This window comes from Marmoricola sp. OAE513, from assembly GCF_040546585.1.
Lineage (GTDB): Bacteria > Actinomycetota > Actinomycetes > Propionibacteriales > Nocardioidaceae > Marmoricola.
The window spans coordinates 614,525-637,142 of sequence record NZ_JBEPOC010000001.1 but is presented as its reverse complement, the minus strand read 5'-3'; the positions used below and the strand labels follow the sequence as shown (position 1 = coordinate 637,142).

At 69.6% G+C, this 22,618-nt stretch carries 21 protein-coding genes and 1 pseudogene; 7 read left to right on the top strand and 15 right to left on the bottom strand.

Annotated elements, in window-relative coordinates; all coding sequences use genetic code 11:
- Positions 1–2 precede the first annotated feature (2 nt).
- From ABIE44_RS03080 to ABIE44_RS03020, 13 genes and pseudogenes are all read right to left on the bottom strand, one after another.
- A complete protein-coding gene (locus tag ABIE44_RS03080; protein WP_209722310.1) occupies positions 3–1,154 on the bottom strand; it encodes an MSMEG_0565 family glycosyltransferase in 1,152 nt (383 codons plus the stop codon).
- A 3-nt stretch (positions 1,155–1,157) separates the two neighbouring features.
- Positions 1,158–2,012: a carbon-nitrogen hydrolase family protein gene (locus ABIE44_RS03075; protein WP_209722313.1), complete on the bottom strand. Its 855-nt coding sequence runs from the start codon at positions 2,010–2,012 to the stop codon at positions 1,158–1,160.
- 4 nt (positions 2,013–2,016) lie between these two features.
- Positions 2,017–3,300 (bottom strand): MSMEG_0569 family flavin-dependent oxidoreductase, encoded by a 1,284-nt coding sequence (locus ABIE44_RS03070; protein WP_209722315.1) that lies wholly within the window; start codon positions 3,298–3,300, stop codon positions 2,017–2,019.
- Positions 3,297–3,593, bottom strand: coding sequence for an MSMEG_0570 family nitrogen starvation response protein (locus tag ABIE44_RS03065; RefSeq protein WP_354438358.1), 297 nt, complete (start codon positions 3,591–3,593; stop codon positions 3,297–3,299). Before ABIE44_RS03065 ends, ABIE44_RS03070 begins: the two co-directional genes overlap by 4 nt.
- Before the next feature lies 1 nt (position 3,594).
- Entirely contained in the window at positions 3,595–4,473 is an 879-nt protein-coding gene (locus tag ABIE44_RS03060; protein WP_209722321.1) for a carbon-nitrogen hydrolase family protein, read from the bottom strand.
- Positions 4,470–5,900 carry an MSMEG_0567/sll0787 family protein gene (locus ABIE44_RS03055; RefSeq protein WP_209722323.1) on the bottom strand — a complete coding sequence of 477 codons (1,431 nt, stop codon included), beginning with the start codon at positions 5,898–5,900 and terminating at the stop codon, positions 4,470–4,472. Before ABIE44_RS03055 ends, ABIE44_RS03060 begins: the two co-directional genes overlap by 4 nt.
- Before the next feature lies 1 nt (position 5,901).
- Positions 5,902–6,981 carry an MSMEG_0568 family radical SAM protein gene (locus tag ABIE44_RS03050; protein WP_209722328.1) on the bottom strand — a complete coding sequence of 360 codons (1,080 nt, stop codon included), beginning with the start codon at positions 6,979–6,981 and terminating at the stop codon, positions 5,902–5,904.
- A 10-nt stretch (positions 6,982–6,991) separates the two neighbouring features.
- Positions 6,992–7,516 (bottom strand): MSMEG_0572/Sll0783 family nitrogen starvation response protein, encoded by a 525-nt coding sequence (locus ABIE44_RS03045; protein ID WP_209722330.1) that lies wholly within the window; start codon positions 7,514–7,516, stop codon positions 6,992–6,994.
- A gap of 64 nt (positions 7,517–7,580) precedes the next feature.
- Positions 7,581–8,399 (bottom strand): amidohydrolase family protein, encoded by an 819-nt coding sequence (locus tag ABIE44_RS03040; protein ID WP_209722334.1) that lies wholly within the window; start codon positions 8,397–8,399, stop codon positions 7,581–7,583.
- Between the two features lie 115 nt (positions 8,400–8,514).
- Positions 8,515–10,182, bottom strand: a complete 1,668-nt coding sequence (locus tag ABIE44_RS03035) for an alkaline phosphatase D family protein (protein ID WP_209722337.1) — start codon at positions 10,180–10,182, stop codon at positions 8,515–8,517.
- Between the two features lie 182 nt (positions 10,183–10,364).
- A complete protein-coding gene (locus ABIE44_RS03030; RefSeq protein ID WP_354438357.1) occupies positions 10,365–11,255 on the bottom strand; it encodes an NAD(P)/FAD-dependent oxidoreductase in 891 nt (296 codons plus the stop codon).
- A pseudogene (locus ABIE44_RS03025) lies at positions 11,200–11,646 on the bottom strand (NAD(P)/FAD-dependent oxidoreductase); the annotation flags it as partial. The pseudogene ABIE44_RS03025 and the gene ABIE44_RS03030, both read right to left, overlap by 56 nt.
- 92 nt (positions 11,647–11,738) lie before the next feature.
- Positions 11,739–12,221 (bottom strand): Lrp/AsnC family transcriptional regulator, encoded by a 483-nt coding sequence (locus tag ABIE44_RS03020; protein WP_209722340.1) that lies wholly within the window; start codon positions 12,219–12,221, stop codon positions 11,739–11,741.
- 216 nt (positions 12,222–12,437) lie between these two features.
- On the opposite strand from ABIE44_RS03020, the gene ABIE44_RS03015 reads away from it, so the two are divergent.
- Genes ABIE44_RS03015 through ABIE44_RS02995 form a run of 5 tightly spaced genes read left to right on the top strand, consistent with a single transcriptional unit; the run spans position 12,438 to position 17,778 of the window.
- Positions 12,438–13,535 (top strand): polyamine ABC transporter substrate-binding protein, encoded by a 1,098-nt coding sequence (locus ABIE44_RS03015; RefSeq protein WP_354437800.1) that lies wholly within the window; start codon positions 12,438–12,440, stop codon positions 13,533–13,535.
- Entirely contained in the window at positions 13,519–14,643 is a 1,125-nt protein-coding gene (locus ABIE44_RS03010; protein ID WP_209722345.1) for an ABC transporter ATP-binding protein, read from the top strand. The genes ABIE44_RS03015 and ABIE44_RS03010 overlap by 17 nt, the downstream gene beginning before the upstream one ends.
- Positions 14,643–15,545 (top strand): ABC transporter permease, encoded by a 903-nt coding sequence (locus tag ABIE44_RS03005; RefSeq protein WP_209722348.1) that lies wholly within the window; start codon positions 14,643–14,645, stop codon positions 15,543–15,545. Before ABIE44_RS03010 ends, ABIE44_RS03005 begins: the two co-directional genes overlap by 1 nt.
- Positions 15,542–16,366 (top strand): ABC transporter permease, encoded by an 825-nt coding sequence (locus ABIE44_RS03000; protein ID WP_209722351.1) that lies wholly within the window; start codon positions 15,542–15,544, stop codon positions 16,364–16,366. Before ABIE44_RS03005 ends, ABIE44_RS03000 begins: the two co-directional genes overlap by 4 nt.
- On the top strand, positions 16,366–17,778 hold the full coding sequence (locus ABIE44_RS02995) for an NAD(P)/FAD-dependent oxidoreductase (RefSeq protein WP_209722353.1): 1,413 nt from the start codon (positions 16,366–16,368) through the stop codon (positions 17,776–17,778). Before ABIE44_RS03000 ends, ABIE44_RS02995 begins: the two co-directional genes overlap by 1 nt.
- Here the strand turns inward: ABIE44_RS02995 and ABIE44_RS02990 are convergent.
- Positions 17,775–18,503, bottom strand: coding sequence for a TetR/AcrR family transcriptional regulator (locus tag ABIE44_RS02990; protein WP_354437799.1), 729 nt, complete (start codon positions 18,501–18,503; stop codon positions 17,775–17,777). The two genes, ABIE44_RS02995 and ABIE44_RS02990, sit on opposite strands and share 4 nt — an antisense overlap.
- Positions 18,504–18,631: 128 nt before the next feature.
- Between ABIE44_RS02990 and ABIE44_RS02985 the strand changes: the two genes are divergently transcribed.
- Entirely contained in the window at positions 18,632–19,555 is a 924-nt protein-coding gene (locus ABIE44_RS02985; RefSeq protein WP_209722359.1) for an NAD-dependent epimerase/dehydratase family protein, read from the top strand.
- A 48-nt stretch (positions 19,556–19,603) separates the two neighbouring features.
- On the opposite strand, the gene ABIE44_RS02980 is transcribed toward ABIE44_RS02985, so the two are convergent.
- Positions 19,604–20,989 (bottom strand): aspartate aminotransferase family protein, encoded by a 1,386-nt coding sequence (locus ABIE44_RS02980; RefSeq protein WP_209722362.1) that lies wholly within the window; start codon positions 20,987–20,989, stop codon positions 19,604–19,606.
- Between the two features lie 181 nt (positions 20,990–21,170).
- On the opposite strand from ABIE44_RS02980, the gene ABIE44_RS02975 reads away from it, so the two are divergent.
- Entirely contained in the window at positions 21,171–22,607 is a 1,437-nt protein-coding gene (locus tag ABIE44_RS02975; RefSeq protein WP_209722365.1) for a gamma-aminobutyraldehyde dehydrogenase, read from the top strand.
- Positions 22,608–22,618 lie beyond the last annotated feature (11 nt).

The following is a 22,618-nucleotide window of genomic DNA, read 5'->3' as shown; positions in this document are numbered from 1 at the left end:
GCTCAACCCTTGCGGGTCTGCGCGGAGGAATCAAACCCGCTCAGGACGTTTGGATCTGGGGAATTGGGTAGGCGTTCGCGGCGCCCGGCATAGAACCGCTGGTGGGCAGTGGCAGCGGCCGTCCAGCTGTACGTCGCAGCGAGCGCACGCCCTGGTCCCGGATCGTGGGTGCCGCCCAGGACACCGTCGAGCGCCTGCGCGATCGACGGCACGTCCCGGGCGTAGGTGACCGTGGAACCGAAGACCTCGCGCAGGACAGGGAGGTCGCGCGCCACCACCGGAACCCCCGCGGCGAGCGCCTCCATCGCGGCCAGCCCAAACCCCTCCTTGGTGGAGACGAACCCGAGCGCGCTCGCCTCGGCGACGAGAGTCGGCAGGGCGGCGTCGTCGATGCCGCCGAGCACCTCGAGGTCGACGCCGAGCTCGGCGGCCCGGCTTTCGAAGGCGCGTCGGTAGTCGCGGTAGTCGAACAACGTCTCGCCGCCGGCCAGCACCAGGCGGGTCCCGGGGCGTTCCTGCTGGACCAGGGCCATCGCCTCGAGCAGGTCGATGCTGCCCTTGCGCGGCTCGATGCCTCCCAGCGCCAGGACGTAGGTGCCCAGCCGCCGACGCCACGTCTCGCGTCCGGCCACGTCGCGGGCCCCCGCGACGAACCGGTGGGCGTCGACGCCGTTCGGGATGACCGTGGGGGTCAGGCCCCAGCCGGCCTCGACCTCGGCCGCCACGGCAGCAGACACGCAGATCCGATCGGTCGGCTCCACGACCGCTCGCTCGTGGCAGGCCGCGAGCTCCGGGGTGGTGAAGGTGTCGAGGTGGTGGATGGTGCGGATGCACGGCATCGCGGCGTTCGCGCTGATGCAGTCCTGGGCGTGCACGACGTCGTAGACGTCCCGAGCGGCCTCGAAGGCCGTCCGCAGGGCCGCGATCGAGCGGACGATCCGGGTACCGACGTCCTCGTCGGCCACGTCGGGGAACGGCACGGGGTGCACGCTCACAGCCGGCGCGACCGGCCTGAAGAAGGTGGTGTCACCGCCGCGCGCCAAGGTCCAGACGTGCACCTCCTCGCCGAGCGCGGCGAGTGCCTCGGCCAGCGCGAGCGTGTGCACCACGCCGCCGCGCGGCTTGGTCGAGTAGGTGAGCAGCGCGATCCGCACGTCTCAGACCACCGGGTTCGTGCCTCGGTACGCCTCCGGCACCCTTTCGCGCAGGTGGCTGAGCGTGCGCCGCGACCGCGCGACCTCGGCGGCCACGTCGAGGGTGGTCACCGCCATCCCGCCCTTGCCCTGGGTGCGGGCCAGGATGTCACCGCCGGGGCCCACGACCTTGGCCTGCCCGAGGAACCGGAGCCCGCCCATCGAGCCCGTCTGGTTGGAGGAGACCCACACGATCTGGTTCTCGGCCGCGCGGGCCGAGTCGTAGATGTCGAACAACCGGGACTGGCGGTCCGCGGAGAGGCGGTCCGCCCGGTCGGTGACGCTGGCCGGCCAAGCGCTCAGGCAGGCGACCAGCTCGGCGCCGTCCAGCGCCAGGGCGCGAGCGGCCTCCGGGAAGGTCTTGTCGTAGTCGATGAGCATCCCGATCCGGCCGACCGGTGTGTCGAACGCGTCGAAGCGGTCCCCGGGCCAGGTGGCCTCGCGCTCGCCCAGCGGCTGGTGCACCTTGCGGTGGCGGCCGAGGATGCCTGAGCCGTTGAAGCAGACGGCAGTGTTGTACGTGTACGCCTGCCCGCCGGTCACGGCGACCTCGGTGAACCCCAGGCAGACCACCATGTCGCCGGCCCACTGGACTACTTTGGCGAGCTCGGCCGAGTCCTCGGACAGCGGCGGTGGCAGGGCACGCGGATCAGGGTGCGCGAGGTCGCTGAGGTAGCCGCCCAGCGCGGCGTGAGGGAGCACCAGCAGGCCCACCCCGGCGTCCCGCGCGTCGGAGATGATCCGCGTGGTCTTGTTGACGCACCGGTCCAGGTCGCGGCCGAAGTTGGCGGCGACGGCGGCGATGGTCAGGGCGGCCAAGGGCTCAGCTCGCCTCCAGAGCCGGGACCAGGACGTTGCGCCGTCGCCCCAGCGCCGTCGCAGCGACGTGCTCGGCGTCGCGGGCGATGCCCAGGAAGCGTCCCGATCCCCACGTGTGCAGCCACGGCAGGCCGAGGAAGTACAGGCCGCGCGCCGTGGTCACGCCCCGTTCGTGGGTGGGACGCCCGGTGCCGTCGAACACACCGACCCGCACCCAGCGGTAGTCCGGGCGGTACCCGATCGCCCAGACGATGCTGGTGATCCCCTCGGCTACCAGGTCCAGCGACGTCGGGTCCGCCTCGGGCACCCAGACCGGCTCGTACGCCGCTCCCGGCGGCGCGTCGATCCCGGCGCGCTCGATGTAGCGATCGATGTCGCGGCAGATCGAGTTGTACGTCGCGTCGGCCGAGTCCAGCGCCGCCGTCATCGTGGGCTGGAAGGTCAGGTCGGTGCCGCGGCCGGACTCGAGCATCCCGTAGAGCCGCATCCCTTCGGCGGCGAACGCGCGCAGGTCGATGTCGCGACCGCCGTCCCGTCCGGTGACGTAGTGGTTGGTCTTCTCCCGCGCCGCGAGTCCGCCCGGGTAGCTGGCCACGGGAGTCTCGTAGAGCCCCATGTCCGCCAGCCAGGTCATGCAGTCCCGGCCACGGTAGAAGCGGGCGACGCGCGGGGCGTCGCCCAGCGCGAGGTGCACCTGGCGGCCCTCGAGGTGCAGGTCCTCGGCGATCTGCGCGCCGGACTGCCCGGACCCGACGACGAGGACGGCGCCGTTGGGGAGCTGGTCGTTGTTGCGGTACTCACCGGCCTGCAGCTGGGTGATCGACGGGTCCAGCGCGCTCGCCCAGGTCGGAAGGATCGGTACGTGGTAACCGCCGGTCGCGACCACCACCTGGCCGGCGTGCCAGGTTTCGGTGCCTTGCGGGGTGGTGACGGTGAGCCGGTAGCCCCCGTCGGCCGATGGGACCAGTTCGGTGACCGTGTGGTGCTCGCGTACCGGCGGCCCGAAGGTCGCGGCGTAGCCGCCGAGCCAGGCGACCACCTCGTCGCGGGTCATGAACCCGTCCGGGTCCGGACCGTCGTAGGCGTACCCGGGAAGGGCGCAGTGCCAGTTCGGGGTGACCAGGGTGAAGTTGTCCCACCGGCTGTCGGCCCACTCGTGCGCGGTCGTCCCGGCCTCGAGGACGACGTGGTCGACCCCGTCGCGGGTGAGGAACCAGCTCGTGGAGAGGCCTGCCTGGCCGCCACCGACGACCACGACCTCGGTGCTGTGCTCGGGTTGGTCGTTCATGACTGCTCCTGGCGTGGAAGGGGCGGGTGCATCCGCAGCACCCGGACGGGTTGGTCGGGGGAGAAGAACGCGGCCGAGCGCACCACCTGTTCGCTGGTCGCGGCGGCCGAGGTGCAGGCGAACCCGAACTTCTCGCGCACCCGCGCACTGGCCAGGTCGAGGGCAGTCACGGTCCGGCTCACGAAGTCCTCGACCGCGTACGTCGCTCCCTCCTCGAGGTGGTCGTGCACCACCAGGCTCGGGGAGTAGCACTCCTCGACCGACCCGTCGGGCCAGCGCACGGTGAAGGTCATCTCAGGCACGGCTGCTGCTCCTCGCCTGCTGGTCGGCCCGCTCGTACAGGTCCGGCCGGCGGTCGCCGAGGTGGAACATCGCCCGCCTGGCGGTCGCCAACGTCTCGGCCACGTCCACGTGGGCGATCGCCAGGCCGTCGCCGACGCCGGTCGTGTCGAGCACGTCGCCGCCGGGGCCGACGACCTTGGCGTTGCCCACGAACCGCAGCGAGCCGAAGGTGCCGGTCTGGTTCGCCGCCAGCCAGACGACCTGGTTCTCCAGGCCGCGGGCCTGGTCGAAGATGTTGAAGCGGTGCGTCCACCTGTCATCCGCCAGCTGGCCGGCCGTTGCCGTCCGGGACGCCGGCCACGCGGAGATGCAGGCGATCACCTCGGCGCCGTCCAGCGCGAGGGCGCGGGCGGCCTCGGGGAAGGCCTTGTCGTAGCAGATCAGCAGACCCATCCGCCCGACCGGGGAGTCGAAGGCGAGGAGCTCCTCGCCGGCGGCGTAGTAGAGGCTCTCTCCGAGCGGCTGGTGCACCTTGCGGTACGACGCGAGCACGCCGTCGCCGGTCACGGCAGCGGCGGTGTTGTAGCGGTGGGTGCCGTCGGACTCGCAGAACCCCACCACGACGGTGAGGTCACCGGCCATCGCCGCGAGCGCGCGCAGCTCGGGCCCGTCGAGGTCCAGGACCGGCGGCAGGGACTCCGGGGTCTCGTCGTGGGTTCCGTCGCGGCCGCTGCCCAGCACCGAGAGGTAACCCCCCAGACAGGCCTCGGGCAGGGCGAGCAGACCGACGTCCTGCGCCTTGGCCGCCTCGACCAAGGTGGCGGCCTGGGCCAGGTTCTGCTCGACGTCGCGGCCGAAGTTGCCGGCCGCCGCCGCGAATCCGGTGGTCATGCCGCCCCCATCCCGGTCACGGTGGAGGAGACGGCTTCGGTGACGATGCCGTCGGGCCAGCGAAGACCGACGCCGGTGCCCTCGACGAGCTCGCCGCACACGGCCGTCGTCACGAAGTCGGGGAGCGCGTCGACCGACTCGCTCGTCTCGGCGGTGACCACCGCGAAACCGGGGAAGCAGGTCAGCCAGTCCCCAGGCGCTGCCGCACTCGGTGCCGGGACGTCGGCGACGTCCAGGACGGCACCGCAGCCGCTCGCCTCGGCGAGCATGCCGGTCGTGCCGACGAGGCCGGACATGCTCACGTCCTTGGCCGCTGTCGGGTGCAGTGCGGGCACGACCCCGGCCAGCGCGCGCATCTCGGCCGGCGTCCGGGTGCTCGAGGAGTCCCACTGGGAGCCGCCGTAGCCCGGTCGCCAGGCACCCCCGAGGTCGGCGGTGACGCGGAGGCGCTGGCCTGCCTGACCGCCCCCGCCGGGGACGGGGGAGTCTGTGCGACCCAGCGCCGTCACCGACAGGGAGCCGGGGACCCCGAGCTGCGTGTGCCCGCCGAGCACCGGGACGCCCCAGGCCTCGGCCGCGGCAGTCAGTCCGGCGAGCACCCGGCGGGCGAAGCTGGCGTCCCGGGCGCCGACGGCGTCGAGCAGGCCGACCGGGCTTGCGCCCATCGCGAAGAGATCGTTGACGTTGACCAGGACGGCGCACCAGCCGGCCCACTCGGGGTCGCGCTCCACCATGGACGGCAGGATCGCGTCGCACGCGGCGACCAGTCCGCTGTAGCCCTCGGCGGTGGGGACCGGAGCCGCGTCGTCACCGACGAACCCGGGTCCGCCCCCGCCGTACGGCGTCGCGGTGATCGCGGCAAGCAAGCCCCCCAGAGGCGCCTTGGTGGCGTCCGCCAGCCGCTGGACCCGAGCGATCGGGTAGTCCATCAGTGCATGAGGCACCCCTTGGACCAGGTTGGTGCCCCGACGCACCCAGCCCAGGCGGGTGAAGAGGACCTCGTTCTGCTCCTGCACGGTCGCGTCGAAGCGGAGCGCGCCGGCGGTCTCGGCCAGCGCGCAGGCGGCGCGGACCAGCATCGACCCGGTGCCCCGCGCCGCCCCGGGCGCGACGACGAGCCGGCTGCCCCGCCACCACCCGATGTCCCGACCGATCTCGGCGCCACCGGTGGTGGGGTGGATCCGGACGCCCCCGAGAACGGTGCCGTCCGGAGCCCGCACGACCAGCACCCGGGTCCGTGGGTCGCTGTCGACGTCGTCGGCATCACTGCGGTGGAAGAGACCCTGCTCCTGGACGAAGACGCGCCGGCGCAACGCCCGGTACGCCGCCAGGTCCCTGTGGTCGTCGGTCTCGACGATCACCGGGGCTGGCCGGTGGCCGAGCAGGACGACGGCGTCGACGTCGCTGTCCCTCAGTCCTACGGACATCTCAGGCTCCTTCGCACGACAGGCCGGAGCAGGCGCCGCACGCGGCGCAGCCGGCCTTCTGGTCGGACCCGGCCATCCCGGCTGCGCGCAGCAGCCGGGCGACCCGGAAGGTGATGTCGCTGACCACGGCCGGGTCGGGCGCGGTGGCGCCGTCGACGTCGGTGGCCAAGGTGCCCGCCAGCGGGCGGAACGGGACGACGAACGGGTAGACGCCCATCTCGACGAGCTCCTCCACCCCGGAGACCAGCTCGTCGGGGTCCTCGCCGAGCCCGACCAGGATGTACGTCGACACCTGGTTGTGGCCGAAGACCCGGACGGCCTCGCGCCACGCGGCGCGGTACTCGTCCATCGGCACCGAACCCTTGCCGGGCATCCAGGTACGTCGTACCTCGTCGTCGAGCGACTCGACGTGGATGCCGATCGACCGGGCACCCGCGTCGTACAGGTCACCGATCACCGCGAGGTCGCCGGGCGGTTCGCACTGCACCTGGATCGGCAGGTCGGGCAGCACCTCGCGCACCGCACTGACGCAGCGGGCCAGGTGCACCGCGCCGCGGTCCCGGCCGTTCGAGGTCCCGGTGGTCATCACCATCTGGGTGACGCCGTCGAGCTCGGCGGCCGCCTTCGCCACCTCGGCGATCTGCGCCGGTGACTTGACCGCGATCGTCGAGCCCGCGTTCAGGGACTCCTCGATCGCGCAGAACCGGCAGCGCTCCGACTCCTCGTAGCGCACGCAGGTCTGCACCACCGTGGTGGCCAGCACGTGGCTGGAGTGCAGCCGCGCGATCTTCTCGTAGGAGACGCCGTCTGCCGTGGTCAGGTCGTAGAACCGGGGGCGGGCCACCGCCTCGACGCCCATCCCGGTGTCGGCACCGTCGAGCAGGAGCTTCCCACCGCGCACCGAGTACGGGCTGCGCGGGTTGAGGGGGATCGCAGCACCGACACCGTCGAGCAGCACGTGGCCGTCGTCGCTCGGCCCCGCGCCGGAGCGGCGCGAGACCGGGGCGTCGAGCAGACGGATGCCCTGGATGGCGACGTCGACCCGGGTCGAGGTCGCGCGGTCGAGGGGCTGAGCGGTCACGGCACGGCCCTCAGAGGTTGTAGACGGAGTTGATGATGGCGCCCTTGTTGGCGAAGTGGATGACCGCGTCCTGGACGTCCAGGGGGTGCGACGGGATCACACCCGCGATCAGGTCCTCCTCGCGCAGGCCGTGCAGGGCCATGCCGAACCGGCAGCAGAAGACGGTGCCGCCCTCGCTGATGAACGTCTTGATCGAGTCGTTCAGGTTCTGGTTGCCCGGGAAGGCGACGTCGCCGGTCGTGGGGAACCCGCGGGTGTCCATGCACGCCAGTGCGCCGGGTCCGTAGAAGTAGACCGCCGACTCGAAGCCCTTGCGGAGAGCGCGGGTCGCCTGCAGCACAGCGACGAAGGTCACCGAGCTCTCGTGCGGGATGCCGTGGACCAACGTCAGGTAGGACTGCCCCTCGCTGGCCTGGTAGTCCGGGAAGATCTTGGTGGAGCCGTAGAGGTTGCTGCCCTTCTCCAGGCTCGGGTGCGGGACCTCACCGAGCGACTTGGCGATGTTGGCCAGGATCTCGTCGTCGAACACTGCCATGGGAACTCCTTGTTATGGGTGCTGGATGTGGTGGTGCCGTGGTGAGAGCTCGTGGTGCTGCGGTTCAGCCGTAGAGGGACTCGAAGTTGCGCGTGAAGAAGGCGTCCGCCAGCTCGCCGTCACCGGCTGCCGTGCGGAGCCGGTGGTACTCGCCGTCGAAGTCGCCCCAGGGTGCGTCTGTGGCGAACAGGACCCGGTCGTGGCCGACGCCGCGGCGCTCGATCTCCGCGACCAGCCAGGTCGGCGCGAAGCCGATCGTCCAGCTGGTGTCGGTGTAGACCTGCTTGCCGGCCTCGATCCAGTCGAAGAAGCGTCCGCCGATCAGCTTCATGTGGCCGCTCATGCCGCCGCCGAGGTGGACCAGGTGGATCTTTGTGGCGTCGCCGTACCGGTCCACCAGGGTGCCGACCTGGTCGATGTCCGAGGCCGCCCCCGGCGAGGTGTGCACGTGCACGACGAGGCCGAGGTCGGCGGCGGTGGTGAAGATCCGCTCCAGCTCCTCGGCGCAGTCGGGATCGGTGGGGTGGCCGCCGAGCAGGAAGCTGGTCTTGAGTGCGGCGACCCCGGACTCCGAAGCCAGCTCCAGGGCGGCACGGTTGCGCTCGGCGTCGGCGGCCTTCGGGGAGACCCAGAGTCCGCAGCGGATCCGGTCGTCCTTCTGCGCGGCCTCGAGGGCAAGGTCGTTCAGCTCGAAGGCGACCTCGGGGATCGGCACGCCGTAGTTGGGCAGCACCAGCGCCCGTTCGATGCCGTCGGCGTCGAGGTCGTCGATCAGCTCGGCGACGGTGGCCCGGGCCGTCAGGTCCGCTCGGAGGGGCGGCCCGCCGTAGAACGGGAACTCGGGAAGGATCCCGATGTGCCGGTGGCTGTCGAGGATGGGCATGCCTCTAGCGAAGGCTTCGGGCGTTTCCAGTTGGTTTCGGCCAGAACATGCTTCTGCAACATCCGGCCAGAATCGATGTCGGGCCGGTTTCGGTCGGACAGAAGTCCGCCGGAAGTCAGCTCAGCGGGCCGGCCGCCTTGGTGATCTTCTTCGAGCCGCTCGCCGTCTGGTACGACGCGGCGATCTTCTCCGCGCCGTCCGGCTTGGTGCTGTCGAGGTGGTGCCAGTCGGCCTGGACCCGGGAGGCGCTGAAGTCGACGACCATGAAGCCGGCCTTGAGGCCCTCGGAGTACTTCACCCACGGGTTCGCGAGCCGGTCGTTGGTGGTCAGCACCGCATCGAAGAGCGTGCCGACGCCCGGGGCGACCTGGTTGATCTGGGTCGGCAGCGAGGGGCTGGCCAGCCCGGGGGTGATGAACTCGACGGCCGCGGACTTGCGGTCCAGCAGGTACTTGTTCGGCTTCACCGGGATTTCGCTGGCGTAGGACTGGTGCACGTCGCCGGTGAGGATGACGACGTTGTCGACCGTTGCCATGCCGTCGACGATCCGCTGGCGCTCGTCGATGAACCCGTTCCAGTCCTCCACCTGCAGCTGCAGGAGCGGCTGCTCGAAGGTCTTGGAGAGCTGCGGACCGAGCAGGTCGGTCAGCTGGCCGGGGACGTTGGCCAGCAGCGTGGTCGGGTAGAACGGGACCTGGTTGCCGACCACCTTCCAGGTGGCGCTGCTGCCGGCAAGGCCGTCGACGAGCCAGTGCGTCTGCTCCTCGCCGATCATGCCGCGACCCGGGGCGCTCGACGTACCGCCGGCAGAGCCGTAGCCGAAGAAGAGGCTCTTGGGCGGCTGGTCGCGAAACCGGCGCTCGTCGAGCATCCAGAGGTCGACGAGCTTGCCGAAGCGCAGGCGCCGGTTGATCCGGTACCAGTCGTCGGGGTCGGTGTGCCGGACCGGCAGCCACTCCAGCCACGCCCGACGACCGGCGCTCGCGCGGGTGGCCCAGTCGCCCTCGGTGGCCGGGTCGTGGTTCTCGGCGCCGTTCTTCCAGGTGTCGTTGGCGATCTCGTGGTCGTCCCAGACGGCGACCATCGGGTGCCGGGCGTGCAGCAGCTGCAGGTTCGGCTCGAGCTTGTAGTGGCCGTGCCGGATCCGGTAGTCGGTCAGCGTCAGGCACTCGCGCTGCGGCTCCGCTGTCCGGACGACCTTGGGGATGTCGTCGGTCAGCACGCCGCCCGGCGCGTACTCGTAGATGTAGTCGCCGAGGTGCAGGACGGCGTCGAGGTTGTCCTGCTGGGCGAGGTACTTGTAGCCCGTGAAGTAGCCCCAGTTGAAGTTGGCGCACGACGTCACGCCGAACCGGACCGGCACGCTGGCCGACGCCAGGGCGGCGGTCTTCGTCCGGCCGACCGGGGAGGTGACGCCCAGCGCGCGGAAGCGGTACCAGTACGCCGTCGCCGGCGTCAGTCCGGCGGCGTCGACGTGCACCGTGTGGTCGGTGCCTGCGCCCGCGACGGTGGTCCCGCTCGCGACGATCGTCGTGAAGGCCGCAGACGTCGCGACCTCCCACTCGACGGACACGTCGGGGCCGACCCCGGAGCCGGGCTTGGCTGCCGCGGAGGGAGTCACCCGCGTCCACAGAATGATCGCGTTCGGCAGCGGATCGCCCGAGGCGACGCCGTGCACAAACGGACCTTCGGCCGCGACGGCCTCGTTCCACTGGCTCATCGCCAGGACGGCGCTGCCGCCCACTCCGGTGGCGATCAGGGCGCGGCGGGACAGTTCGGGCATGGGGACTCCTGGCGTCGGTGAGGGCCGTCGGGGCTTCAACGAGTGAGTGTGACGGCGGTCACGGGCGCCCGTTGGTTGCCGCTCGTGTCGGTCGTGTCGGTTTCACACCAGCTGGTGTGAAACCGGCAGATCAGCACGTTGCGACGTGCTGGTCTGTCAGGAACGTGCAGTCCGTGGCCGACCTACCCGTGGATCAGCGGTGACATCAGGCGGGCGATCCTGCTCTCGTGGCCGGTGAGGCGCTCCTCGGCGTCCGCGGCGCGCATCGCCTGGAGGCCCGCGTTGATGCCGAGCCAGCGGAGCGGCTCGGGCTCCCACGACGGGCTGCTGTGCTGCACCCACGGCAGCGTGACGAGGTCGGAGTCGGTCCAGGTGATCAGGTCGGCAAGCGTGCGCCCGGCCAGGTTGGTCGTCCCGACACCGTCGCCGACGTACCCGCCCGCCCATGCCTGCCCGGTGCCGCGGTCCAGGCCGACCGATGCCGCCCAGTCGCGAGCGATCCCGAGCGGACCGCCCCAGGCGTGCGTGAACCTGACGCCGCCCAGCTGGGGGAGCAGCTCGGTCAGGGTGGTGAGGAGCTTGCCGAAGACGCGCGGCTCGTTGTCGAAGCCCGGCTGGATCCGTGAGCCGAGGTGGTACGGCGCGCCGCGGCCGCCGAAGGCCAGGCGCCCATCGGCGGTGCGCTGGCCGTAGATGATCACGTGCCGTCCGTCGCTGAAGGTGGGGCGGTCGGCCAGACCGACCTCGGCCCAGGTGGCCTCGTCGAGAGGCTCGGTCGCGACCATCAGGGAGTACACCGGCGCGATCCGACGACGAGTGCCCGGCAGGCGCGCGGTCCACGCCTCCGTCGCCCGGACGACGACGTCGGCCGTCACGGAGCCGACGGCGGTTCGCGCGGCACCGGCCTCGATCGCGGTGACCGGCGTGCGCTCGTGGATCCGTACCCCGCGGGTCCTCGACGGCGCGGGCGAGACCGCGGACCAGGTCGGCCGGCTGCACCGCGGCGCAGTGCGCCGTGAAGGTACCGCCGAGCACGTCGGTCGCCGCCAGGTGCGCGGACGCTTCACCGGCATCGAGCAGTCGCAGGTCGTCCTCGTCCAGGCCGCGCGCGCGTGCTTCGGCCACCTCGGCACGCGCTCGTTCGAGCTGCGGTCGGCTGCGCGCCAGGGTGACGGTCCCACCGCGCTGGAACCCGGCGTCGATGCCCTCGCTGTCGCAGACCCGACCGACCTCGCGGACGGTGTCGCTCATCGCGCGGTGCAGCCGAAGTGCATCCGCCGCGCTCGAGGAGGCGACGAGCTTGGACCACGGCGTCGGGAACAGCGCGCTGCACCAACCACCGTTGCGCCCCGACGCTCCGAATCCGACGTGCTCAGCCTCGAGCACGACGATCCGCAGGGACGGATCAGCGCGGCTGAGGTAGTACGCCGTCCACAGGCCGGTGAACCCGGCACCGACGATCACGACGTCGTACGCCGCGGGGCCCGGCAGCGGGCTCCGCTCCGGCAGCGGTTCGCGGGCGGTGTCCGCCCACAGGCTGGGGCTCTGCTGGGGGCTCAGCGCACGCCCCAGGAGTAGGTCTGCTTGCGGAGCTTGAGGTACACGAAGGTCTCGGTGCTGCGGACACCCTCGATGGCGCGCATCCTGCCGGAGACGACGTCGAGGAGCTTCTCGTCGCTCTCGCAGACCACTTCGGCAAGGATGTCGAACCCGCCGGCGGTGATGACGACGTACTCGATCTCGTCCATGGAGGAGAGCGCGTCGGCGACCGGCTCGATCGGCCCGTCGACGTGCACGCCGATCATCGCCTGGCGGGCGAAGCCGAGCTCGAGGGGATCGGTGACCGCGACGATCTGCATGACGCCGTTCTCGATCAGCCGCTGCACCCGCTGGCGCACGGCCGCCTCGGAAAGTCCTACCGCTTCGCCGATGCGGGCGTAGGCGCGTCGGCCGTCCTGCTGGAGTTGCTCGATGATCGCCTTGGAGACGTCGTCGAGTGGTGCGCTGCGGCGTACGTGCTGAGTCTCGGAGTCACCCATGGGACCCATGGTGTCGCCCCGAGCAGAGCTCAAGCAAGTTCATGGCGCGGTTTTCGTTGCGAAACAAGATCTTCACAACGGAATCTATTGTTCCGGTCAGTGAGTCGTGTCACGATGCGCTGACCGAGAGTGGGAGGTTTCGTGACTGGAGATTCCCGGTTCAGCCGTAGGACGGTCCTGAAAGGCGCTGCTGGCGCTGCGTTCGGGATCGGCAGCGTGGCGGCGCTTCCGCTGTTCGGCACACCCGATCGCAAGCAGAACCCGGCCGACTGCGTCGCCGATGACCTGTCGTCCCGCCAGAAGCAGCTGGTGATCTCGAACTGGCCCGGCTACATGGACGAGGACAGTCCGACCACGCTCGAGGACTTCGAGAAGCGCACCGGGATCAAGGTCCGCTACGACATCGACGTCAACGACAACCTCGAGTTCTTCGCGAAGGTCCGCAACCAACTCGGCAACTGCGAGTCCTCCAAGCGCGACATGTTCATGCTGACCGACTGGATGGCGGCGCGGATGATCCAGGTCGGCTGGATCCAGAAGCTCGACGCCGCCAAGGTGCCCAACCTGCACGCCAACCTGATCGACTCGCTGGCGAAGGTCGGCTGGGACGAGAAGCGCGAGTACTCCGCGCCCTGGCAGAGCGGCATGACCGGCATCGCCTACAACAAGAAGAAGGTCAAGGAGGTCAAGTCGTTCTCCGACCTGCTGACCCGGCCCGACCTGAAGGGCCGCATCTCGCTGCTCAGCGAGATGCGCGACACGATGGGATTCATGCTCCTCATCAACGGGGCCGACCCGGCGGACTTCAGCCAGGCCGAGTGGGAGCGGGGTCTCGAGACCTTGAAGAAGGCCCGGCGCGGCGGACAGATCCGGGCGTTCACCGGCAACGAGTACATCCAGGACCTGGCGGCCGGGAACATCCTCGCGTGCGAGGCGTGGTCCGGCGACGTGGCCGCCGCGGAGAACGAGGACCTCGTCTTCGTCACTCCCGAGGAGGGCCTGATGATCTGGGCCGACAACATGCTGATCCCGAACCTGGCGACACACCAGAGCAACGCCGAGCAGTGGATCAACTACTACTACGAGCCGGAGATCGCCGCCCGGCTCGCGGACTACGTCTACTACATCTGCCCGGTCAAGGGTGCGGAGCAGGAGATGGAGAAGATCGATCCGGACCTGCTGAAGAACAAGACGCTGAAGAACCTGATCTTCCCCGACGAGGAGACGCTCGCGAAGACCAACGGATTCATGGCCCTCGACGAGGCGCTCATCCGTCGCTACGAAGGAGACTTTGCCGATGTCACCAGCAGCTGACCGCGACCTGCGGATCTCCAGCCTCACCAAGGAGTTCGCCAGCTTCACCGCCGTGAAGTCGCTGGACCTGGTCGTCCCGCAGGGCACGTTCTTCGCACTGCTCGGGCCCTCCGGGTGCGGCAAGACGACGACGCTGCGCATGGTGGCGGGACTGGACACCCCGACGTCGGGGTCGATCCACCTCGGCGACCTCGACATCACCTACGAGAAGCCCTACCGGCGTCCGGTGAACACGGTCTTCCAGAACTACGCACTGTTCCCGCACCTGGACATCTACGAGAACGTCGCGTTCGGCCTGCGTCGTCGCAAGTCGAAGGACGTCGCCAAGCAGGTCGACGAGATGCTCGAGCTGGTCGAGCTGACCAGCCAGGCGCGCAAGAAGCCGCCGCAGATGTCCGGAGGGCAGCAGCAGCGCGTGGCGCTGGCCCGAGCGCTGATCAACCGTCCCGAGGTGCTGCTGCTCGACGAGCCGCTCGGCGCGCTCGACCTCAAGCTCCGTCGCTCGATGCAGCTGGAGATCAAGCGGATCCAGACCGAGGTCGGCCTCACCTTCGTGCACGTCACGCACGACCAGGAGGAGGCCATGACGATGGCCGACACGATCGCGGTGATGAACGGCGGCGTCATCGAGCAGATGGGCAGTCCGGCAGAGCTCTACGAGAACCCCGCCACGACGTTCGTCGCGAACTTCCTGGGCCAGTCGAACCTGATCGCCGGGAAGATCATCGGCAAGGACGGCGACGTGGTGAAGGTCGAGATGGAGGGCACTGTGGTCTCCATCCCCGCTGAGCGGGCCCACGCCGACCATGGTGCGGGCTGGGTCGGTATCCGGCCGGAGAAGGTCCTCATCGCGCCGGCAGGTGAGCCGATCGACGCTCCCGGCAACCACATGACCGGCGCCTACGTCACCGACGTCAGCTTCGTCGGCGTCAGCACGCAGTACCAGGTGCGGATGGCCTGGGGACAGGAGCTGATGGCCTTCGAGCAGAACACGGGCGTCCGCGGGATCATCCCGGTCGGGACCCAGGTCGACGTATCGTGGAAGCCCGAGTTCGCCTTCCTCCTCGACGCGAGTCAGGACGTCAACGCCGGCATCGAGGAGGCCTGATGACCCAGGCGATCGGAGACGCCGAGGCGGTGGCAGCGCCGCCGCCTGCGCCGAAGACGAGGTCGAAGAAGACCGGGTACTGGCTGATTCTTCCCGGTGCCCTCTGGCTCGGTCTCTTCTTCGTGATCCCGTTCTACTCGCTGGTGGCCACCAGCCTCTACGACCCGGACGGGTCGGTGCTCGGTGGCTACGAGGTCACCTTCCACTTCGCGAACTTCACCGACGCGCTGAGCGACTTCGGCGGACCGCTGGTCCGCTCGCTCTGGTACGCCGGTGTGGCCACCTTCTTCTGCCTGGTGCTCGGCTACGTGCTGGCGTACGCCATCGCCTTCAAGGCGGGGAAGTGGCGCAACCTGCTGCTGGTCCTGGTGATCGCGCCGTTCTTCACCAGCTTCCTGCTCCGCACCCTGTCGTGGAAGCTGATCCTGGCCGATGACGGGTTCATCGTGAACACGCTGCAGACGCTGCACCTGATGGGCGACGACCAGCGGCTGCTGGCCACGCCGGTGGCGGTGATCGCCGGCCTGACCTACAACTTCCTGCCGTTCATGGTGCTGCCGCTCTACGCCAGCCTCGAGAAGATCGACGGTCGACTGATCGAGGCGGCCGGCGACCTGTACGCCTCACCGTTCAAGGCGTTCTTCAAGGTGACCTGGCCGCTGTCGCTGCCGGGTGTCGTGGCGGGCACCCTGCTGACGTTCATCCCGGCAGCAGGCGACTACATCAACGCCCAGCTTCTCGGTAACCCGAACACCCGGATGGCCGGCAACGTGATCCAGAACCTCTTCACCAGCACCGGCGACTACGCCGCTGCCGGTGCGCTCTCGGTGATCCTGATGCTCATCATCGTGGTGCTGGTGATGGTCTACGTCCGCAAGGCCGGGACGGAGGACCTCGTATGAGCGCCTTCGGGAAGATCCGGCTCTGGATCAGCGACCACCTGATCCTCGCGCTCGGGCTGCTGGTGCTGGTCTACATGTTCGTGCCGATCGCCGTCGTCATCCTGATGAGCTTCAACGACAGCTCGAAGTCGCGGAACCTGTACGCGTTCCAGTCGTTCACCTGGGACAACTGGACGGGAATGTGCAAGCCCGACGGCATGTGCTCCTCGGTCATCAAGAGCGTCGAGATCGGACTGCTCGCGACCCTGGTCGCGGTGGTCCTCGGCACGCTTGCGGCGTTCGCGATGGTGCGCCACGACTTCAAGGGCAAGAAGGCCGCGAACATCATCATCTTCCTGCCGATGGCCTCGCCCGAGATCGTGATGGGCTCCTCGCTGCTCGCGCTGTTCATCTCCACCGGGAACAGCGAGCTGCTCGGCTTCCGGGCGATCTTCATCGCGCACGTGATGTTCTGCCTGTCGTTCGTGATCGTCACCGTCAAGGCCCGGTTGACCGGTCTGGACTCCAACCTCGAGCAGGCCGCGATGGACCTCTACGCCACCGAGGCGCAGACGTTCTGGCGGGTGACGTTCCCGCTGGTGCTGCCCGGCATCCTGGGTGCGGCTCTGCTGAGCTTCTCGCTGTCCTTCGACGACTTCATCATCACCAACCTGAACGCCGGCCAGACGACGACGTTCCCGATGTTCGTCTACGGCGCTGCTCAGCGCGGCGTGCCGATGCAGGTCAACGTGGTCGGCACGATCATGTTCCTCATCGCGATCTTCATCGTCGTCGGCGGCGAGCTCAACAACCGCCGGAAGGCCAAGGCGCTCGCCGGCTGATGGACGCTCCGCAGCACCCGTCCTTGGCCGACGCAGCCCCGACGCCGTACTGGCTGGATGATCCGGCGCGCCCCGCGGAGGCCGCGCCTTTGGAAGGTGCCCCGTCGGTCGATCTCGTCGTGGTCGGGGGCGGTTACCTCGGGCTCTGGACCGCGCTGCTGGCGGCGACCCGCGAGCCCGGGCGCGACGTCCTGGTGATCGAGGCCGAGACCTGCGGGCACGCGGCGAGCGGACGCAACGGCGGGTTCTGCGAGGCGAGCCTGACTCACGGGCTGGGCAACGGGATCTCGCGGTGGCCCGATGAGCTGGCGACGTTGGTGCGGCTCGGGCGGGAGAACCTGGACGCGATCGGCACGACCATCGAGGCCGAGGGCATCGACTGCGACTTCGTCCGTGCCGGCGCGCTCAGCGTCGCCACGCAGCCCGAGCAGGTTGCCGGGCTCGCGGACGAGGTCGAGGAGGCTTCGTCGTACGGCGCGACGCTCACGCTGCTCGATGCTGCGGCCGTGCGGGCGCGGGTGGACTCGCCGACGTACCTCGGCGCCGTGCACGACCCGGATTCGGCGATCCTGGAGCCGGCGCGGCTCGCGTGGGGTCTGCGCGAGGCGTGCCTGCGCAGGGGAGTGCGGATCGTCGAGGGGACCCGTGCTCTCGGCCTGCGGCGGGAACGCTCGGGCCGGGGGAGTGACCGGATCGCTGTCCGGACCCCGCACGGGACCGTGCGCGGTCGCCAGGTCGTTCTCGCGACCAACGCGTTCAAGCCGCTGTTGCGCCGGCTGCGGCTGATGACGGTTCCCGTCTACGACTACGCGCTGATGACCGCACCGCTGTCGACCGAGCAGCGCGCCGCGATCGGCTGGACGGGTCGCGAGGGCATCGGCGACCGCACCAACCAGTTCCACTACTACCGGACCACCCGCGACGGCCGGATCCTCTGGGGCGGGTACGACGCGATCTACCACTACGGCAGCGGCCAGCGGGCGGCGTACGAGCAGCGACCGGAGACGTTCGACGTCCTGGCGGATCACTTCTTCACGACGTTCCCGCAGCTCGAGGGTCTGCCGTTCACGCACCGCTGGGGCGGGGTCATCGACACCTGCACCCGGTTCACCGCGTTCCACGGGACGGCGATGAACGGCTCTGTCGCCTACGCGCTCGGCTTCACGGGGCTGGGCGTCGCCGCCACCCGGTTCGCTGCCGAGGTCGCGCTCGACCAGCTCGCCGACGAGGAGACCGAACGGACCTCGCTGCGGATGGTGCGCGAGAAGCCGTTGCCGTTCCCGCCCGAGCCCGCGCGCTGGATCGGCATCCAGGCGACGCGTTGGTCGCTGGCGAAGGCGGATGCGAACGGCGGCAAGGAGAACCTCTGGCTGCGGACCATGGACCGCCTGGGGCTGGGCTTCGACTCCTAGCTGCTGAGGTCGTCCCACAACCGCGCCACGACCCCGTCGTAGTACGCGGCGTGGTCGTCGACCGACCCGACCAGGTGACCCCAGAGCTCGAACGAGATCGTCCCGAAGATGTTCGTCCACGCCATCAGCGTGCGGCCCACCAGCTCGGCCGGGGCTTCGGAGACGTCGGCCGCGATCTCGAACCGGCTGATCGCTTCCTGGGCGCCCGCCGTCGAGGCGTCGAAGCCAGGGGGAGCGCCAGCAGGGGCGGCAGGGAGCGCACGGCCGGCCTCGACGGACCGCACGATGATCTCGACCAGGCGCCGGATCACCCGGGTGGCCGGCTCGATGGTGTCCTGCGGGGCGGCGTACCCGGTGACGGGGGAGCCGTAGAGCAGGGCGTAGTCGTGCGGGTGCGCCAGTGCCCACTGCCGGACGGCGTTGCAGGTGGCGTGCCAGCGGGCGGCGTGATCGTCCCGGTCGGCCACCGCGTCATCGGCCGCTTCGGCGTACGCCCCGAGCTCGTCGTACGCGGCGATGAGCAGGGCCGTCAGCAGGTGGTCGCGGCTGGGGAAGTAGCGGTAGACGGCTGAGGAGACCATGCCGACGTCGCGGGCGACGGCACGCAGGCTGAGCTCGCCAGGGCCGGCTTCGGCCAGGCGTGCTCGGGCCGCGCTGAGGATCTCGCTGGTGATCTCCTCGCGGGCGCGCTCGCGCGCAGTCCTGGCCTTCGGAACGTCCGTCACGGGCACGATCATGGACCATTCCGAGAGCATGTGCAACAAACGAGAGCAGTGCTCTTGCATTTGACGTTAGACGGTGCCATGCTGACAAACGAGAGCGGTGCTCTCGCCCATCAGCCTCAGGAGGAACCATGTCTGATCGTCACTTCATCGTCGGAGCCGGACCTGTCGGTCGGCACGTCGCCCAGCTGCTCGCAGCACGCGGCTCGGAGGTCGTCGTCGCGACGCGTTCGGGCACCGACACGGGCATCGCGGGGGTCGACCACATCGCGCTGGACGCGTCGGACGCAGACGCGCTGAGCGCGGCCGCCGAGGGCGCGTCGGTGCTCTACAACTGCGCCAACCCCGGCGACTACACGACGTGGGAGCAGGTCTGGCCTCCGCTGGCCGCTGCACTGCTCGTGGCTGCGGAGCGGTCGGGTGCGACGTACGCGATCACCGGCAACCTGTACCCCTACGGTCCGGTCGACGCTCCGATGCACGAGGGCCTGCCCGATGTCGCGACCGACCACAAAGGCATCCTGCGGACGAGCATGTGGGCCGACGCCCTCGCGCTGCACCAGGCGGGTCGGATCCGGACCGTCGAGGTGCGAGGTTCGGACTACGTCGGCACCGGGGTGGGGGAGAACGGTCACATCACCCGTCAGGTCCCCGGCATGCTCGCCGGCAAACGTGCCTGGGTGATCGGCAGCGCCGACCAGCCGCACAGCTTCACCGACGTGCTCGACATGGCACGCACGATGATCGCGGCAGCCGAGGACGAGACCGCCCTGGGGCGGACCTGGCTCGCGCCGACCAACGCTCCGCGCACGCAGCGTGAGGCACTCACCGACGTGATGGCGGCGGTCGGTCGTCCGGCGCCCAAGGTGTCAGCGATCCCGGCGTCGGTGTTCGCGGCTTCCGCGTTGTTCGTGCCGATGATGCGCGAGCTCAAGCAGCTCGACTACCAGTGGACCCGGCCGTACACGATCGACGACTCCGCGGCGCGCGCGCACTTCGGCATCGAGCCGACGCCGTGGGACGAGGTGTGCCGGCGTACGGCTGTGGTCGGCTGAGCTGGTGCAGCCTCGCCACAGCTCGGCAAGCTCGATGACCGGGGTCGGTCAGAGGTGGTTCTCCGCCTCCGTCAGAACCTTGCGCAGGATCTCCTCGATCTCGTCGAAGTGCGCCTGGTCGCAGATCAGCGGGGGAGCGAGCTGGACCACCGGGTCGCCGCGGTCGTCGGCGCGGCAGTACAGGCCGGCCTCGAAGAGCGCCTTGGACAGGAACCCGCGCAGCAGCCGCTCGGACTCGGCGTCGTTGAACGTCTCCTTGGTCGCCTTGTCCTTGACCAGCTCGATCCCGTAGAAGTAACCGTCGCCGCGGACGTCGCCGACCAGCGGCAGGTCGAGCAGCTTCTCCAGGGTGGCCCGGAAGGCACCCTCGTTGTCGAGGACGTGCTGGTTGAGGTTCTCGCGCTCGAAGATGTGGAGGTTGGCCATCGCGACCGCGGTCGAGACCGGATGGCCGCCGAAGGTGTAACCGTGCAGGAAGGTGGCGTCGCCACCTCTGAAGGGCTCGAACAGCCGGTCGCTGGCGATCATCGCGCCGAGCGGGGAGTAGCCCGAGGTCAGGCCCTTCGCGCACGTGATGATGTCGGGCTGGTAGCCGTAGCGGTCGGCGCCGAACATGTGGCCGAGACGACCGAACGCGCAGATGACCTCGTCGGAGACCAGCAGCACGTCGTACTCGTCGCAGATCTCGCGGACCCGCTGGAAGTAGCCCGGCGGGGGAGGGAAGCAGCCTCCGCTGTTCTGCACCGGCTCGAGGAACACCGCCGCCACGGTGTCGGGACCCTCGAACTCGATCGCCTCCGCGATCCTGTCCGCGGCCCAACGTCCGAACGCCTCCTCGTCGTCGGGGTGCCCCTGGAACTGCGCCGGGGCGCGGTAGAAGTTCGTGTTCGGCACCCGGAACGTGCTCGGCACCAGCGGTTCGAAGGGGGCCTTCATCCCCGGCAGGCCCGTGATCGAGAGCGCGCCCTGCGGGGTGCCGTGGTACGCGATCGCGCGGCTGATGACCTTGTGCTTGCCGGGCTTGCCGGTGAGTTTGAAGTAGTTCTTCGCCAGCTTCCAGGCAGTCTCGACGGCCTCGCCGCCGCCGGTGGTGAAGAAGACCTTGTTGAGGTCGCCCGGCGCGTAGCCGGCGACGCGCTCCGCCAGGTCGATCGCTCCCGGGTGCGCGTAGGACCAGATCGGGAAGAACGCCAGCTTCTCGGCCTGCTTCGCCGCAGCCTCCGCGAGCTCGGCGCGGCCGTGACCGGCCTGGACGACGAACAGACCGGAGAGCCCGTCGAGGTACCGGTTGTCGTGGGTGTCGTAGATGTAGGCGCCTTCGCCTCGTGCGATGGTGGGGACCTCGGCGGACTCGTACGACGAGTGCCGGGTGAAGTGCATCCAGAGGTGGTCGCGAGCGGCCTGCTGGCGGCCGGCATCCGTGGCGTCGTTCATGCCAGCAGTGTGCCCACTGGGCCGCGCTCAAAGCAAGTGAATCCGCATTTCAGGGCCGCTCTGAAGGTTGCTTTCGTGTAAACATTTTGATTCTCCGACGGATTTCGTTGTTCCGCCTTGACTGGTCCGGCCGTTCTGGCTTGACTTGGGACAACCGTCGCTGCGAGTACCAGGGAGCCTCATGTCCGACGCACCAGTCTTCACGAACATCATCAACGGCGAGGCCGTCGCCGCCGCGGACGGAGCGACGTACGACGTCATCGATCCGACCACCGGCCAGGTCTACGCCACCGCCCCGATGTCGGGTGCCGAGGACGTCGACCGCGCGTACGGCGCCGCGGCGGAAGCGTTCGCGTCGTGGCGGAACACCACTCCGCAGGACCGGTCGAACGCGCTGCTCAAGATCGCCGATGCCATCGAGGCGCGCACCGACGAGCTCAACGCGGTCGAGAGCAGGGACACCGGCAAGCCGCTGCACCTGACGCTGAGCGAGGAGATGCCGTACGCCTCGGACCACTTCCGGTTCTTCGGCGGTGCGGCGCGGATCCTCGAGGGGAAGTCGGCCGGCGAGTACATGACCGACTACACCTCGTGGATCCGTCGGGAGCCGGTCGGCGTCGTGGGTCAGGTGACGCCGTGGAACTACCCGCTGCTGATGATGATCTGGAAGATCGCGCCGGCGCTGGCGGGCGGCAACACGATCGTGCTCAAGCCGAGCGACACCACCCCGGCCAGCTCGACCCTGCTGGCCGAGCTGTGCCAGGAGTTCCTGCCGCCGGGTGTGCTCAACGTCGTCTGCGGTGACCGCGACACGGGCCGGGCGCTGGTCGAGCACAAAACGCCGGCAATGGTCGCGATCACCGGGTCGGTGCGTGCGGGCATGGAGGTCGCCGCCTCGGCGTCGACGGACCTGAAGCGCGTGCACCTCGAGCTCGGCGGCAAGGCGCCCGTGGTCGTGTTCGACGACGCCGACATCGCCGCGGCCGCCGAGGGCATCGCCGGCGCCGGACTGTTCAATGCCGGCCAGGACTGCACCGCCGCGACCCGGGTGCTCGTCCAGGCCGGCATCCACGACGAGTTCGTCGCGGCGCTCGCCGAGGCTGCGCAGGGCATGCCGACCGGACGCCCCGACAACGAGGACACCTACTACGGCCCGCTGAACTCCCAGGCGCAGCTGGAGAAAGTCTCGGGCATGGTCGACCGGCTTCCCGACCACGGGAACCTGGTCACCGGCGGCACCCGCAACGGCGATGCCGGTTACTTCTACGACCCGACGGTGCTCTCCGGTCTTCGTCAGGACGACGAGCTGATCCAGCAGGAGATCTTCGGGCCGGTGATGACCGTCCAGAAGTTCGCCGACGAGACCGAGGCACTGGCCTGGGCGAACGGTGTCGAGTACGGCCTCTCCTCGAGCGTCTGGACCAAGGACCACGCGCGTGCGCTGCGGATGAGCAAGAACCTCGACTTCGGCGTCGTCTGGATCAACACCCACATCCCGTTCATCTCCGAGATGCCGCACGGCGGGTTCAAGCACTCCGGCTACGGCAAGGACCTGTCGCTGTACGGCCTGGAGGACTACACCCGGATCAAGCACGTCATGAGCTACATCGGTGAGTGATCTCGCCTCGG